Source organism: Runella sp. R5_40 (assembly GCF_057652295.1).
Map to the genome: position 1 here is coordinate 155,992 of NZ_JBYFCH010000012.1, position 16,036 is coordinate 172,027.

The 16,036-nt window shown below is 43.3% G+C and carries 10 protein-coding genes; 6 read left to right on the forward strand and 4 right to left on the reverse strand.

Translation table 11 applies throughout. The annotated features are described in order from the left end of the window. Nucleotides 1–78 precede the first annotated feature (78 nt). The 4 genes from AC23N5_RS20020 to AC23N5_RS20035 all read left to right on the forward strand — a co-directional run bounded on the left by AC23N5_RS20020 (nucleotide 79) and on the right by AC23N5_RS20035 (nucleotide 6,335). Nucleotides 79–1,464, forward strand: a complete 1,386-nt coding sequence (locus AC23N5_RS20020; RefSeq protein WP_487756970.1) for a toll/interleukin-1 receptor domain-containing protein — start codon at nucleotides 79–81, stop codon at nucleotides 1,462–1,464. A gap of 21 nt (nucleotides 1,465–1,485) precedes the next feature. Beyond that, nucleotides 1,486–3,195, forward strand: coding sequence for an nSTAND1 domain-containing NTPase (locus AC23N5_RS20025; protein WP_487756971.1), 1,710 nt, complete (start codon nucleotides 1,486–1,488; stop codon nucleotides 3,193–3,195). A 5-nt stretch (nucleotides 3,196–3,200) separates the two neighbouring features. Further along, the gene (locus AC23N5_RS20030) at nucleotides 3,201–6,113 is read left to right on the forward strand and encodes a tetratricopeptide repeat protein (RefSeq protein ID WP_487756972.1); all 2,913 of its coding nucleotides are present in this window, start codon (nucleotides 3,201–3,203) and stop codon (nucleotides 6,111–6,113) included. 63 nt (nucleotides 6,114–6,176) lie between these two features. Further along, entirely contained in the window at nucleotides 6,177–6,335 is a 159-nt protein-coding gene (locus AC23N5_RS20035) for a hypothetical protein (protein ID WP_487756973.1), read from the forward strand. On the opposite strand, the gene AC23N5_RS20040 is transcribed toward AC23N5_RS20035, so the two are convergent. The 4 genes from AC23N5_RS20040 to AC23N5_RS20055 all read right to left on the reverse strand — a co-directional run bounded on the left by AC23N5_RS20040 (nucleotide 6,328) and on the right by AC23N5_RS20055 (nucleotide 11,889). After that, on the reverse strand, nucleotides 6,328–7,590 hold the full coding sequence (locus AC23N5_RS20040) for a type II toxin-antitoxin system HipA family toxin (protein WP_487756974.1): 1,263 nt from the start codon (nucleotides 7,588–7,590) through the stop codon (nucleotides 6,328–6,330). The two genes, AC23N5_RS20035 and AC23N5_RS20040, sit on opposite strands and share 8 nt — an antisense overlap. Beyond that, nucleotides 7,577–7,888 carry a helix-turn-helix domain-containing protein gene (locus AC23N5_RS20045; protein ID WP_183978438.1) on the reverse strand — a complete coding sequence of 104 codons (312 nt, stop codon included), beginning with the start codon at nucleotides 7,886–7,888 and terminating at the stop codon, nucleotides 7,577–7,579. The genes AC23N5_RS20040 and AC23N5_RS20045 overlap by 14 nt, the downstream gene beginning before the upstream one ends. A gap of 140 nt (nucleotides 7,889–8,028) precedes the next feature. Next, nucleotides 8,029–8,949 (reverse strand): toll/interleukin-1 receptor domain-containing protein, encoded by a 921-nt coding sequence (locus tag AC23N5_RS20050; protein WP_487756975.1) that lies wholly within the window; start codon nucleotides 8,947–8,949, stop codon nucleotides 8,029–8,031. A gap of 105 nt (nucleotides 8,950–9,054) precedes the next feature. Next, nucleotides 9,055–11,889, reverse strand: coding sequence for a COR domain-containing protein (locus AC23N5_RS20055; RefSeq protein ID WP_487756976.1), 2,835 nt, complete (start codon nucleotides 11,887–11,889; stop codon nucleotides 9,055–9,057). A 173-nt stretch (nucleotides 11,890–12,062) separates the two neighbouring features. Here AC23N5_RS20055 and AC23N5_RS20060 point away from each other — a divergent pair, with 173 nt between their 5' ends. Beyond that, entirely contained in the window at nucleotides 12,063–15,014 is a 2,952-nt protein-coding gene (locus tag AC23N5_RS20060; protein WP_487756977.1) for a potassium channel family protein, read from the forward strand. Further along, nucleotides 15,011–16,036 (forward strand): tetratricopeptide repeat protein (locus AC23N5_RS20065; RefSeq protein WP_487756978.1); only part of this gene is annotated, 1,026 nt, incomplete at its 3' end. The genes AC23N5_RS20060 and AC23N5_RS20065, both read left to right, overlap by 4 nt.

Below are 16,036 nucleotides of genomic sequence, written 5' to 3' on the forward strand. Positions count from 1 at the left end.
AAGAACAAATAAATGATGTGCACAGGTTGACAAATATTTGATATTTTTAAGCCTAAACTCAACTAAGCCAAATACTTGATGGATTGGAAAAACGAATTTGACTGGGAAGTAACCCTCGAAGAAATCAGGCAACAGAAGTGTGTATTGGTAATTGGCCCCGATTTGGTTAATTATGAAAACGACCAAACGCTTTTTCAGCTCTTATGCCAGCAGTTGAATCAAGACCCCAAACGCCGCGATTACGTGGACTTGACATCGTCGTATATATTTGAGCACGAGGAACTTCTGCAATTGGGCAAGCCCAGTCACCAAACTTCGATTCATATATTCTTGCGCGAGTTTTACAAATCTCGACAAGAGTTTGAAGCACCCTTTCAACAAATCGCGCAGTTGCCTTTCCATCTCATCATCTCGCTTTTACCTGACGAACGCCTGCGGCGGGTATTTGAGCAGTCAGGCCAACCGCACCATTTTGGTTATTACTCCATCAAGCGTCAGTGGGAGTCAGTCGAAGTACCCACCCAAGGGCAGCCACTTCTTTACAATATTTTGGGCCTCAGCAACGAACGAGAAAGCGATGCCGTCGTTACCTTCGAAAACCTGTTTGCGTATTTAAAGCGCATCTTAGGCGAAAAGCCCCTTCCGCCTCAGTTGGAATTGGCCTTACAAAACGCCACGAGTTTTTTGTTCTTGGGCGTACATTTCGAAAAATGGTACATTCAGTTACTGTTGCGGGTCTTTATGTCTTACAACAAAGACCAAGACCTCAAACAGTTTTCGTTGCTCAGGTCTCAGCACATCAACGACACCACGACGTTTGTTGCCCGACGCTTGTCAATCAATCCAATTTCGGTCGAACCGCTTGAATTTTTGGCCGAATTGTACGCGCAATGTACCCACGCGGGCATGTTGCGCAGCCACATAAACAAAGCCCGAAAGCGGGTTTTTATGTCGTACAGCCACCAAAACAAACCAATCGTGGCAGACCTTAAAACGTTTTTAGAAAAGCACGATTTGGAGGTCGTTATGGATGAAACAGCCATGCGGGCAGGCGAAAAAATTCAAAGGTTTATGGATAGTATCGTTCAAATGGATTTTGTAGTGGGGGTGATTTCAAAAAATAGCTTACGCTCGGCCTATGTGGTCTATGAACTCACGTACAGCCTCGAACATAAAATACCACTGGTGACATGTCATGTAGATGAGCATTTTTTGGAAATAGGAATTGTTGCAGAGTTAAAACTATGGGCAACTGAGCAAATAAGAGAAATCACCCAACAAAAAATCAAACGCCTCGAACAAGATGCAAGAGGTGATATGACCGATTTGGATAGAGAATTGGCCCTGTGGGGAAACTATCACGATAAACTCCCAGACTTGATAGCCCATCTGCAAGGAAGCAAGAGTATTGCGCTCTCCCCTGGGAGCGATTGGCGTGACATTGTAAATGGATTGACCTCATAGTAAAGTACTAACCATCATCTCATGCGGCACGAGCAGGCATATACCCGACGCCGTTACCCTGGCGTAAAACCCTTTGAAACAGACCAAAAAGATGTTTTTTTTGGCCGCGAGAAAGATATTGCCGACCTCTACCACCTCATTGCACTCAAACAAACGGTAGTACTCTATGGCAAAAGTGGCTTGGGCAAAAGTTCGCTGCTCAACGCAGGTATTATTCCCAAACTCCAAACAGAGGGCCGCTATCAGCCCCTGTACGTTCGGTTCAACAATCTCGCTACTCAAAACGAGGTGATTTTGCCCGTTGATACCCTCCGAACGCGTATTCAATCGCTTGCCGATACCCAAAAAACCTCGCCCCTCGCCGTATTGACCCAAACCGATGATTCCCTTTGGCATTGGGTCAAAACCTTACAGTGGCAAAAACGCGCCATAGTGCTGCTCATTGACCAGTTTGAAGAGTTTTTTACGTACCCGCCCGAAGCCGTACAGACACTCTCCGAACAACTCGCCGAGGTACTCCATGACACCATCCCCTCGCGCTACAACAACCGCTTGATGGAACTCAGCGAAGCAGGTGAACTCGACGACGACTTCCACGATTTTCTCTATCAAAAACCCGACCTCAAAATCGTCTTTTCGATACGGACTGATCGCTTGGCGTTGCTCAACCAACTCACCGACCGCCACCCTGCCATTTTACAGCATTGCTACGAGTTGATGCCCCTCCGCGCCGACCAAGCCGAAGCGGCCTTGACCCAACCCGCCGCCTTGCCCGCTACCGACTACGATAGCCCGCCTTTTGACTACGCCTCCGAAGCCGTGCAGGCCATCCTCGACAGTATCCTCAAAAATGGGCAGGTAGAAGCCACTTCCGTTCTGCAAATTGTGGGACGGCACACCGAAAGCAAATTAGTACTGGCGCAGGGGAAAACCTACATCACGGCCAATGACCTCGGCCCCGTAAAAGATATTATCCAAAATTACTACGAGGATATACTCCAAACACTTGCCCCCGCCGATCGTGACAAGGCGCAGCAACTTATCGAAGAAAAACTCATCTCGGGCCAACTCCGCAACGCTCTTTCTGATGCTTATATCCGCCAAGAGTTTGGCATTAGCCAACGCCTGCTCAAAGACCTTGAAAACAGCACCCTGCTGCGCAGCGAACGCGCTGCCTCTGGCCACTTACTCTACGAAATTAGCCACGATACGCTCGTAGAACCCATACAGCAGGTGGCACAAGCGCGCTTGGCCGTGGAGGCCGTCGCCCGCCAACGCCAACTCGAAGAAGAACAAGCCCGCCAACTACAAGCCGAAAAACAACGCGCGGACCAATTGGCCCACCTCAACCAAACCATCCGCGCCCGTGGGCGTGTGGCGTGGGTGGTGGCGGTAGTGGCCTTGGTGGGGTTAGGAGTGGCAGTGTATTTTTGGCGTAGCTCGGTAGAAGCAAAAAAAAACGCAGATGCCGCGCTGCAAGCTGCCCAACAGTCTTTGACCAATTTGAACTACCAAAAAGCCTCAGAACTGTACGCCAAAGCCAACCAATATACCGAATACGGTGAATATACGTTGGCTTTGGCCACTTTTGAACAAGCCAAGCGTTATGTGGGAAATGAATCCAAAACAGGCAATTCTGTGAAAGCCGAAATGATAGATGACAAACAACGATATGCTTTGTTTGTGAAGATTAACGACCAAATTGATTCTTGTAAAACCAAAATAAAATAGAGAAAATGAAAACTGCACTTATGCTCTCCTTTTTCTTGGTTTTTAGCTTGGCAACTTATGCCCAAAACTGTAAGGACTACGAGCGTTTAGTAAGCGAGGGGAAAAGGTTTTTAGAGCAAAAAAATAAACAGTACCGCCTTGCCCTCAATAAATTCAATGCTGCTAAACTTTGCGACCCAAGCAAAAGTATTGAAGTGGATAAACTCATTACGGTGGTTTTTGATGCGATTGAGAAGGAGAAAGAAGAGGCTGTGAGATTAAGAAAAAGTGCTGAAAATGAGAAAATAGCTTTATCTAAATTACAAGAAACAAACACTAAAAATAAACAACTTGAAATAGGCAAGCAAAATGAATTAATAAGAAGATTAAAGTTAGAAAATGAAAAATTAGAAATGGAAAAAATTTCCAATTTGAATTCCGAATTACGGTCTAATAGTTCATTACTTATCAAAAAAACAATATTACTTTTAGAAGAAGGGAAAAATGATGAAGCACTTAAAATATTGATTGACTTATCAAAAAATAGTAAAATAATTGCTTCTGAAATTATAGAAAATAAAGCATCGTTTTCAAATAACCTAAAACTTTCAGAACCTTTCAGTATAAAACAAGAACGAATATTTGGTGAATTGCAAATTCAAGCAGAATTGTTCTTTCTTGGAAAAGATTCTTTGAATGGGATTAAAACGTATGACTTAATAATTAAGTCTGATTCAAATAATTATATTGGATATTATGGATTAGCTAACTATTATAAGAAAAATAATAATAATAAAGAAGCTAAAAAATATTATCAATTGGCATTGAAATATACTATAAGAGAGGATATTCGTGGAGAAATTTATAATAATTTGGGTGAAATTAACAAAGAATTTGGTGAAACAGATCAAGCATTAAAATCATTTAAAGATGCTTATTATTGCTTTGAAAGAATGTTGAAAATTTCTGAAAAATATAAAATTAGTTATAAGAAAACCTTAAATAACATTAATAAATTGCTTGAGAATAATTTAGATGAAGTAGAAAAAAACAAATGGAGAGATATACTTTTGTCTGTATTCACAGAAATAAAAGTCGAAAATAGTTTAGAGTTTTCACAAATTAAAGGCGTTGTCGTAGAACAAAACTCTGGAAAAAAACCAGTAGCAAATGTTGTCATTACAGCAAATGATACTAATCCTGTACTTACTGATGCTAATGGAGAATTTGTATTGACATTTAGAGGATCTAAGATAGGTGAAATAGTTGTTTTAAGAATTGAAAAAGACGGCTGGGAAGTGGTTAATGAAAAAGAAATGAATACTATAATAATACCCGCAAAATCGAATGAAAACCATGTAAAAATAGTGTTGTGCAAAGCAAGTACATTTGCCATTGCTAAAAGTAAATATTATGATATTTTTGAGCAAAATTTATTAAAGGAATTAAACCGACAAAAAGCCTTAAATAAAGGTAATGAAAAAGAAATTGCTCGATTGGAAGAAGACTATACCAAAGTACAAAAACAATTGAATTATTTGGCAGATGAATACAGTCGTATCAATTTGGATGATGCTTCCGAAATAGAACGCCGAGCCAATACCTTATTTATAAAGGGGAAAATAGATGAGGCAATTAAGCTAAGAGAGGATTTGAAATCTGGTATCATTCTAAAAGCAGCGAAGTTAGCTGATTCTATAATTACTTCCCACTCCCAAAGGTTAAAAACAAGAGCAAAACTTTTTATTTTAAATTATGATTTTAAAAAGGCTGAGCAAACATATGAAGAGTTGGTTTTTGCTGATACTTCTAATTTTGAAAATATTTATGATTTTGCATTTTTCTTACAAACTCAAAACAAGTTAAGTGAATCAGAGAAATGGTATAAGAAGAGTTTATACTTAACCAAAAATCAAGATAAATTAGCAAATGTTTACAATAATTTAGGAGTATTGTATCTTAATCAATACAGTTTAGTCTTGTCAGAAAAAATGCTGTTAAAAGCCTTAGAAATAAGAGAAGGCTTAGTAAAAAATAACCCAATAGAATATGATTCTAAATTAGCTGAAACACTAAATAATATTGCTGAGTTATTTCAACAGAAAAATGATTTCGATATAGCTAAAACCTATTATACAAAATCATTAGTAATATATGAGCGGCTTGCCCAAAGCAATCCTGCTACCTACGAGCCTGATGTGGCTACTACCCAAAACAACTTGGGGATTTTTTATCAAGCTAAAAATGAGTACCCCTTAGCCTTACAAGCCTACACGAGGGCCTTGGAAATCTATGAACGCTTAGCCAAAACCAATCCTGCTACTTACGAGCCTGATGTGGCGATGACCCAAAACAATTTGGGGATTTTGTATAAAGATAAAAATGACTACCCAGCGGCCTTGAAAGCCTACTCAAAAGCATTAGAAATCAGAGAACGGCTCGCCCAAAGCAATCCTGCTACCTACGAGCCTGATGTGGCGATGACCCAAAACAATTTAGGGAGTTTGTATCAAGCTAAAAATGACTACCCAGCGGCCTTGAAAGCCTACTCTACAGCCTTGGAAATCAGAGAACGGCTCGCCCAAAGTAATCCTGCTACCTACGAGCCTTATGTAGCTACTATTCAAAACAATTTGGGGAGTTTGTATCAAGCTAAAAATGAGTACCCAGCGGCCTTGAAAGCCTACACGAGGGCCTTGGAAATTTATGAACGCTTAGCCAAAACCAATCCCTATGAGTATGAAATAGAACTTTGTAGAATTATAATTCTTCTTGGGTTTTTACAAAAAGATGGCTACAAAAAAGATAGTAACATAATAAACAGAAATAGTTTAGTTGATGTAAGAAAGATATTATTAAAGTACCCCAATTATCCTATTACGACATTACTAAATGAAAAGCTAAAAGCATTAGAATTGTATTTTGATATAAAAGAATAGGTACTTTTTTTGTCTTGTTCAAACAGAAAACATTTAGTAGTAGTAGGCAAAGCCATCCTCAAAATGGATCTCCAAACGCAGCGGGGCAACTTTTTCAGCTACGGCGATGGCGAGCCGCTGGATTATACCTATGAGGAGATAATAGAATGGATGAAAGTCTTTGGGGATGAGTACTTAGGGCCACTGTCGGAGGAGGTGAAGGAGAAGTATGGGGTTAAGTAGTGCTATTCCACAGAAAAGCCGAGCGGAGTCGTTCTTGTTCATTGCGGCCAATACCTACCTCAGTGGCTACCTGCTCCCACTGCTTCACGGCTTGTTTGACCTCCTCAACGATATTCCGCGCCGTTGGGTGCGCAAGTCGAAAGAAAGGGGCTACTTCTAAGGCCAGTTCTACGTCAAGGGCATTTTCGGTTTCGTTAATATTGAGTTTTAAGCCTGTTCCGTTTTCATTGGGATTGAGGTCGTAGGCGGGGGAGAGTGTCCAGCCTTGCGGTGTCAGCAAAAAACCGTGGTTGCGGAGGTGGTCGTCGGTATTGGCTACGGCCATATTGAAAACGATACGCCGCCAGAGCGCGGCCAAATTTTCTTCTACATTTACCCCGTGGCGACTGATAAACTCCGCCAATTGGAAGTAGCTTACGCCGTCTTGGTGATCGTTACCGTCGGTATAGCCCAGCAACGTCATGGCCGAAGCAAAATGAATCCGCGCTGCTCCAATGCGGTCAAAACGCTTGGTAATGAACGTGTGATGGCGGCTATGATAACGCTCCGCAAAAGCGTCAGCTACGTTAATGCCCGCCTTTTGGGCTAACCGATGCACTACCAACTCCCACGCGCCTACGTCTCGGTCATCATGCGTACTCGGAAATTTCGCTATCCATAGATGCTGATGTGGATCGATGACACTCGCTTTGGGACGCGCTCCGCCAAGCGACGAGCCAGGTGCCATCAGCATATTGAGCCATTTGAGGTAGTCAGGGTCGTTGGGGCTATCTTCTGATTCGAGGCGGAGACTTGCCTGTTCGAGCTCGCGCAGCGATGTAAAAGGCGGTGCAGCCATGGCTTGATTGTCATGCAGGAATGGCCCATCAAGTTCTAATGCAAAGCGCAATGCTCCCATTCGATGCCGATCATATACGCCCAGCAAATAGTCTGTTTCGTAGAGCGCCTGCGGTTTTCGCTGTTCCTGACGCGCCATAGCGGCTTCTCGGCGGCGCATGAGTAAGCGCCCCCAACGGTCAGGGGAGGAATCGGTAAACAACCCAAAATTAGGTTTGGTATCGTTGAGATACTGACGGCCTGAAAAAGAGTACAGGTCGGGGTCGAGCAGTTGGGTTTGGGTTTTAAGCCATGATTTATCGTACTCAAACGCAAAGATTTCCTTCCCCCGTAGCTGTGTGGCGTAGAGATAGCCCATAAGCGTTGGCGTGGGTAAGGGATGCCAATGGGCGTAAACATAAATTTTACGTTCGCTCATGAGAAGGTTTTTTCGGTGCGCGTTTTTTGGTCAAAATCTCAGCATCTTGAAGCTTACGTCCCAGTACGTCGTCGTTGGCTAATTGGAGCAGGTTTTTGTCAAAACCCAACACAAAGAGTACTTGCAGATAAGCCCCCATAGACACCGATGGGATACCTTTCTCAATTTGCCAGAGCGTAGAGCGGCTTATACCTGCTCGTTCGGCAACTTGTTCGGTACTGAGCCGCCTCCGAAGTCGCGCCAATTTGAGGTCTTCCCCCAACTGTTCCAGTATTTTTTGTTGGTTTGGAAAAAGCATAACGTTTAATATAACGAACAAAAATACCTATAATATCTTTTAAATAAAACATTATTATTGAATTAACGCGCTTTATTACGCTTCCTATCTTGGGTATGCATTTGTAGGAATAAGTTAAAAAGAGCGTATGTCGGAGGAGGTTAAATTTTGATATAGTCATAGATAGAGCCAAAATTTTTAGAGCGCATTTCAAAAACCTCCAAATGTCGGAGTGTCAATGGGAGATAATCATTTGATATAGACTCGTGTTTTACTGTAAAAAGATTACCATTTTTGCGGTCGTTCATTTTTTCAGTGTAATATGAACTCCATTCATGGCGAACCCAATTAGCATTTGCATACTCAGGTTTTGAGAGTACGACAATCATATGCTTACAATTTTCAATGGCGTTATCAATTTCCCGATGATAATCGGCCTGCTTCAAATCAGGTAGGTCTTCCTCTGAGACAAACAATCTCAGCCCTTTAGCCCTCAGAAAATCAATCAACGGTTTTGCAAAACCATAATCATTTGATTTTTTAGAAATAAAAATCGTAGAAGATGTTACTTTCGGAAGGGTTGGAACAGTTTGCTTTGTCAACTGTGCTCTTAAAGACTCATTTTCTTGACGGAGCATTTGGAGTTCGTTTCTCAATAAAGTTACTTCATCTGTGGTATTTTGCGATAAAATTTTCCTAATACTATCGAGAAGCTGTGGTAGATACGACGTAAAATCCTTTCCAAAAGCATCAATATTGGTTTTCCCCGCAATTTGAAATTGAAGCTGGTCAGATAACGGTGTGATTTCCTTGAGAAAACTAATGACAGGTTTTTGGTATTGATTAGCCAGTCGAATCTCTGACAATATCTCAACAGAAGAGTTTAAAGTCTCGGTTATAATCAAGACAAATATACGGGCTTCTGAAATTGCCCTTTTTAGATCTAATCTCCAATTAGCACCACTTTGAATATCACGATAAGCGAGCCAACACTTAACACCATTATCTTCCAAATGCTCAGCTACTGTTTTAGCAACCTCTCGGTCAGCCGATGAGTAACAAATGAATACGTCGGGTGCCATCTCTTTTTTAGTTTAATATGCTAATATACAACCAATTACTGCAAGTTAAACATATCACAAGTTTTGAGCCAAAATTCTATTCATTCAATGGTTCCCTGAAAGCCCCTAAATGAATTTCCTCAAAACCTCTTCCCTAATAAAACGATTGATAAACTCCTGAGCACCACTTTTATCAGCAGGCATCACCTCGCATTTATTAAATGAGTTGAACACCGAAACGTCATGGCTTTCCCTCAACGTAAATGCCCCAACGAATAAATTGATGACGGGTACAGATTTATCCCTTTGACGCTTTAAGATGGTCGGGATTTCCTTTTCGTGAATGATTTTCTTATCCACCATCATATAATGTGGGCTGATAAGTAAAATATACCCATCTGCATTGTCAAACTCCTTTTGTACAGCTGCTTCCCATCCAGATGTATTATCTTGCTTTTGATCATGCCAATAATCAAAATCCATGGAATACCCCATAAAATAGGTTTCTAACGTCTCTAAGGCACCAATATCCTCCTTCGCGTACGAAATTACTATTTTCTTCTTGCGATGAATAGGAGGCGACACGTTTTGAGCCACATCGGGTAAATTTTCTAAATCACTCGCCAATTTTGGCACCGTATCCTCAAATGGGGATTCATGATTCCATATTTCTCCCGAAATGAGTTGCCACTCTGTGTTTTGCTGGTCTCCGTGAACGATTATGGAATCAACAATGGCCTCGTACCATTCGGAAGCGATGCTTTCATCTAACGTCAAGGTTAGGGTATGTTTTTCAAAATCAGCTTCGATACAAAATCCCTCTAATTCTTCGGCGTTAGTATAAATCAAAATTCCGCTGCGCCAGAAATACTCGTAATGGGTTTTGACGCCAAACTTACTAATAAAGGTATGCAACGGATAATAGGGTAAGAAATCGAACTGCTTTTGGTATATGACTTTATCTTTTCCCTTGAGCCATAATTTGACATTTGGTGGTTTTGTTGAAGTTAAAAATTCAGGGAACACATAGTAGGTGTAGAGTGTGTCAGGGTCAGAAGGGTTAGCTTTCAATGGGAAACATAGGCCACAACTGTGCATAAATTTCAAAAACATCCATTTGTCTTCGATAGCATAATTCGAGTCAGTTTCATCAAAATCTTTGAACAGCGTTTCTACGGTGCATTTTCCATTCAATCGTGTACGCATTTCTTCGTAAAAAGTGCTTCTTCGGTCAAATACTTTGTAGATGGCTTCCAATGCCCAAATTTGGTCGATGATGATGTCATTGCCCAATTCTTCACGGTAGTATAATGTCCCTGTATTGTGGAGGTGCTCAAGCAAATCGTTGTCCCCTTCTTCCAGTACATTTTCGCGCCGACAGATTTCATAAAAACGCTCTTTGGTAATGGTTTTTGACGTGCTTTCCCTCAAAAACGTCCGTACTCGTTCCCAATAATAGGGCACGGGATAGCCATAAATCGACATTTGGGTCGCCGTATCTCGGATAAGCGCTTTTAGCGTATGAGTATAAATTCGGTCTTGCGCATTTACTTTCAAAATTGGAAAACCCCATGACGTGCCAAAAGGAGAAAGTATGTCGCTTGACTTGTTTTCCGCAACCAGAATTTTGCTTTGGGGACTTAACTCTTCAATACGACTCAGGTAGAAAGGTACTTTGAGATTTCTGACCGTTTCCTCCTCTTTAAAACGGTCGGGGGCAGTGGCCGCTTTCTCCGTCTCAGCGTCAAAAACCACTAATTGAACCGCAGGCGACCTCATAAAAATGCGGTGAGTACCGTAGTAAATTTCTTGGCCGCCCAAATCCCACACGTGCAAATAAACTGGTTGGGGTTCGTCCAGCCATTCGATTTTATCTAACTGTATCGCGTGGGTTGAACTAATGGCGGGATCGTGTGGCAGGCCTTTCAAGGCCCGAAGCAGACTGCTTTTGCCCACGTTGCTGTTTCCGACCAATACCAATTTGACATTGCGATTGGGTTCACTCCTACGACCCAATTCAGCCAAATAATTCTTGATAGTGCGCAGGCAGTTCGTGTTTTCATTTTCTCCTAAAATATCGGGCTGAATACCAGAGATAGGATTCCCATACAAGTAGAGTTCCTTTAGTTTTTTTGGAAATTCGGGCACTTGAGTAAGCTTATTATGGCAAATAGCTAAGCTTTCCAACGTAGCAGGCAGTTGGATATTCTCAAGCTGATTATGATTGATTTTTAGGTATTTGAGGCTTTTAGGAAAGGTGGAAACTTGATGAATGTCATTGTGATTTACCTCTAATTGCTGGATGCTGTTGGGTAAATGCTCAATGTCGCTTAGGCGATTGCCATTTAGCTTCAGGAAGACAACTTGCTTTGAAAGTCCTTGCGTATTTGAAAGTAGGTTGTTACTCAAATCAAGCTCAATGACAGAATCAGGGATATTTTCTATGGTTTTAAGCCGATTGTTGGCCAAACTGAGTTTTTTGATTTTCTTCAACGCCTTGAGCTCCGCAGGAATAAACTCCAACCCAAGGTCTGAAAGGTTGAGTGAAGTTTGGTCTGTTTTTAGAAATTCTTTTATTCGCTCTAACGCCAGATCGTTGGGCGTTTTTTGAGGAATGGGTGTAGGGGCTGGAGTTGGTTTAAAGGTGTTTTTGGTGTCTAAGTCTATTTTACCAACTACTTTTAGGCCCATTGGCGAAGCCTCTGAGCCAGCCACTTGACCCTCACCAACAGCTGGTGGCACAATCACTCCGTTTTCTCCCTTATTTATTGTATTTTCTCCTAATAATGCATCCACCTTGAATTCTCTTGCCAAAAAATCAAGTTGTTCGCCATTTAGCCTCGTATTAGGATTGTTGTCCACTTTGTACCCTTTAGCGGCCAAAATACTTGCAACCGCTGCATGATTTCTATTAAGTATTCGAGCCGCTTGGCTGAGACGCATTGAACGTTCGGAATCCATGTATTTGCTTACGTTGAGATTATAACAAGGCCACAATTTACAAAATCATTAAGAAATGTAACTACTTCAATAGATACCCACCACCACTTGATAAATTTCTTCTAAAAAAAGAGGTTACTTTCTGACAATCTTCTATTTTTGATTAACTAACATCTCCTTCGTTACTCAACTCTATGACTGCTCAACCAATCTCTTATTTAACCCCAGAAAACTTTCAAAAAAAGTACGTTGGCAACCCTCATTGGCTCATTGTTGGCGTAACGGGACACCGTGATTTGCGCCCGCAGGATGAGGAAAGGATAAAGGAGTTGGTAACTCAACAGCTAAACAGCCTGAGAGAACAGAACCGCACAAAAAAACTACTTCTCTGCTCCGCCCTCGCCCCTGGTGCCGACCAATGGGTAGCGCAGTGTTTGACGGAAAACGACAAATTGGTAGTGGTGAAAACGTTGCCTGACCACGAACTCAAAAAATACACTTTTGAGATTCAATCACCCAATGACCCCGCATTGCCAGCAAAGGAAGCCGCTTTCGACTACTTTACCCAAGCCAACCAACACAACGAACGAGTACAGCTCTACTATGATTCTCAGCGGAGCTTCACCACGGAAGAACGCAATAGACAATTTGTTCAATTGGGGCGCTTTCTATCCGAGCATTGCGACCACCTCATTGCTCTTTGGGATGGCGTGGACGGTGGGGGTTTGGGTGGCACCTCCGACATTGTTCGGATGTGGGTCAAGGGCAAAGGCTTGGATGGGAAAAAAATCAATCGCCCCCAACAGCCCCAAACCTTGCATCAACTGGTTGTTCCACGGCAGCAAAATCACTTTCCTATTGGTCGTCGGTTTGCCCAAACGCAGTTGCACTTACCAATGGCGGGGGCCTTTGAATGGTTGACGACGGTATTGCCCAATCATACACTTCGATGGCACGAAAAAGTAACGCGTTTTTGGCAGCATCACAAGGTATGGCTTGTGTTGGGAGTTGTACTATTTGGATTATTGATAATCGTTGATTTTGTCAAAGGATTTGACGTAAACGACCTCCTTCCACTAGGATTTTTAGCGCTGCTCTACGGAGGTGCATGGAGGATATATCATGCAATGGATTACGCTCGTCCGTTGCTGTTGCAGTTTGTTTATCCCACGTTACTCGCCGTCATTGTCATTACTGCGGGGTATATCGGTTTCAAAAACGACAAAACCTCGATTGGCAACGCCTTTTTTTCTGCGGCAAACCTCATCACGCTCAACTCCTCCATCTTTTCCGAAGGTTCAAATATTACAAAAACCTTAGAATTAGCCCGAATTTTAGGAGGCTTTTTGGCGGGCTACGCCTTTATCTTGGCATTTTCGTTTGCCGCAGGCAAAGAAGGGTTCAGCCGTATTCAATTTTTTGTGTTCCGTAAATTTCTTCGTCGCCTCACCAATACCCCTTTTACGGTGGTGGTTGGCAACGGAGAAAAAGCCTTAGACGTTGTATTGGACGTGGAAAAACGTGGACAGCGTGTGGTAATGCTCGATGAAGGTGCTCATCCGCTCGTAGAGAAACTCCTCAAAAACCGACGGGTATGGTATTTGAAAGGCGATGCGAGTTCGTCCGTAGATTTGCTCAAAACCCATTTTCATAAAGCCGCCGAAGTTTATTTGATGAGTGAAAATGACGAAGAGAGCTTCCGAACAGCCCAAGAAATGGACGAGTGGATGAACCGTACGGTAGTGAAAAATCAACAACGCTACGTTCACTTGCACGACCTGCGCCTGCGCGGACTTTTGCATCAACTAGCTCGCCGCAATGAACAGATTCGGACGTTTAGCGTGTACGAAAATACGGCTCGTCGCTTGTTAACGCGTTATCCGATTGATCGGTTTGCATACGGCCAAACAGTGGCGCAGGTTATTCTGTTGGGTTTTGGAAAACTGGCCCGCGAGATTGCGCTCACCTGTTTGCGTTTGGGGCACTACCCTGCCCCTAAATACCTCTCCATCAAGGTTTATTACTCACCCGAAGAACAACCACTGGTGGAAGCGTTTAAAACAGAACACCCTGAGTTGTTTAGAAATCAAGGCGTTTTTGACGATAATGTGCTCCACCAAGAAGCCCAATCTTACACCTTTTTCAATCACTTACCAGCGGGAGAATCACCCATCTCGTTTGAGGCGTTGCCACCTGCCGAAAGCGACCTGAGAAACCCCCTTTTTTCGATGTACCAACTCATCCAACCCCATCGGGCGGTGAGCCTCTACGCCTGCTTGGACTCGGGCATTGCCTCGGCGAGTATGTTGGGGATGCTACTGCCGCGAATCCAATGGCTCAAACAGCACCAACCCACCCAAACCGACGTACAGGCGTTTTGCTTCTACAACTTCCCCGACGAAGAAGAAGAAGCCTACGTCGAAACCCAACTCAACGCCCTGGCTTCCTACTTGCCCGTGTTTTGTTTTGGCAATTTCTTGCAGGAATGTGCCATACAAGCCATCCGCAACGAGGCCATGAACCAAGTAGCCAAGCGATTGGCGATGCTCTACGCTTGCCTTTACAACGACAAGCAGGTGTTTGAACTTCCTCAATTGAGTTGGCTGGCCAGCTGTGTTACGGACATTGATAAAAAATTGAAGAAACAGGAGTGGCCATCGTACAACGACCAGATGATTGAAAAAACGCATTTGTTGTTGCGGCGGCTGAATGATTTTATAGAAACGACTCGCCAAAACGGTGGCGAAGACCCGAGTGTTTTGTGGATGAACGAGCTTTGGAACAGCATCACCGAAGACGAGCGCGAGTCGAACATCCAAGCCGCCGACCACGCCTGGGTGAAGTTCCGACAGATGAATCAAAATCCATTGGCGCTTACGGCATCCGCTTGGAAAGACAACGAACTCGAACTTCTCGGCGAACTCGAACACCGCCGCTGGAACGCCGAAAAACTGACCTTGGGTTGGTTGCCGTTTGCCGACAAAGCCCTTTGGAAAAGGCACAAACAAACCCTAAAAACCCAAAAATTGCACCATTTTTTAATGCCCTTTGACCAACTCCCCGACGACGAACGCAACAAAGACCACACGCAAGCAGTGGGGATAAGGTATTTTTTTGAGTATTTGTTTAAAGATGTTAGACCATGAATACACTTAGCCCAACCCTCCGCCTTACTCACCTTGGGTTTGTACTCATGGGTGTTTGTTTTCCCTCCTTTTTGATGGCCCAACAACTCGTGGGCTACGTAACCGAACAAAACTCAGGCCGAAAACCCGTGGCCGACGTACAGATCAAAGCCACGGGCGCCAACCCCATCACCAGCGCTGCCAAAGGCCAGTTTGTGCTGACGTTCCAAAGCTACGACGTGGGCGAAGTGGTAGTAGTGCGCCCCGAAAAAGTGGGTTGGGAATTGGTAAACGAAAAGGAGATGAAAACTACCCTCTTGGCCAAGCCCAACGAAAGCCCACTCAAAGTCATTATGTGCAAAGCGGGTACATTGGCTGCCGCCAAGCAGGCCTATTACAAGGTGGTGGACCCGTACATCATCCAGCAGTTTAACCTCAAATTGGCCGCCCTCAACAAAGAAAAAGCCACCTACCAAGCCGAAAAAACTAAACTGCAAGAAGAACGCAACCGCCTCCAAGTGCAGTTGGATGAGTACGCCGAGGAGTTTATCCGCACCAACCTCGACGATGCCTCCGACGTAGAGCGCCGTGCCATTGCCTTGTTTAAAGCAGGCAAAATAGACGAGAGTATCAAGCTAAGGGAAAGCCTCAAATCTGGGGTGGAGATTAAAAACGCCATACAGCGCAAGGCCAAAGAAGACTCCATCATTGCCCTGCACTCCCGCAACCTCAAAGCCCTGGCCAAAGACTACATCTTCCAATTTAATTTTAAAGCCGCCGAGCAGAAGTACGAAGAATTGGTACTGGCCGACACCACCAATTTTGACAATACCTTTGAATTTGCCTATTTTCTTGCTCAGCAAAACCAGCATGATAATGCTATTCGATATTACCAAAGGGCTTTACAATTAGCCAAAACCGAGCCTGATGTGGCGATGACCCAAAACAATTTGGGGATTTTGTATCAAGATAAAAATGACTACCCAGCGGCCTTGAAAGCCTACTCAAAAGCATTAGAAATCAGAGAACGGCTCGCCCAAAGC

Bases quoted from the DNA above. Each gene is read 5' to 3' on its own strand.
- AC23N5_RS20020 (WP_487756970.1), top strand. From the start codon at position 79: ATGGATTGGAAAAACGAATTTGACTGGGAAGTAACCCTCGAAGAAATC.
- AC23N5_RS20025 (WP_487756971.1), top strand. From the start codon at position 1,486: ATGCGGCACGAGCAGGCATATACCCGACGCCGTTACCCTGGCGTAAAA.
- AC23N5_RS20030 (WP_487756972.1), top strand. From the start codon at position 3,201: ATGAAAACTGCACTTATGCTCTCCTTTTTCTTGGTTTTTAGCTTGGCA.
- AC23N5_RS20035 (WP_487756973.1), top strand. From the start codon at position 6,177: ATGGATCTCCAAACGCAGCGGGGCAACTTTTTCAGCTACGGCGATGGC.
- AC23N5_RS20040 (WP_487756974.1), bottom strand. From the start codon at position 7,590: ATGAGCGAACGTAAAATTTATGTTTACGCCCATTGGCATCCCTTACCC.
- AC23N5_RS20045 (WP_183978438.1), bottom strand. From the start codon at position 7,888: ATGCTTTTTCCAAACCAACAAAAAATACTGGAACAGTTGGGGGAAGAC.
- AC23N5_RS20050 (WP_487756975.1), bottom strand. From the start codon at position 8,949: ATGGCACCCGACGTATTCATTTGTTACTCATCGGCTGACCGAGAGGTT.
- AC23N5_RS20055 (WP_487756976.1), bottom strand. From the start codon at position 11,889: ATGGATTCCGAACGTTCAATGCGTCTCAGCCAAGCGGCTCGAATACTT.
- AC23N5_RS20060 (WP_487756977.1), top strand. From the start codon at position 12,063: ATGACTGCTCAACCAATCTCTTATTTAACCCCAGAAAACTTTCAAAAA.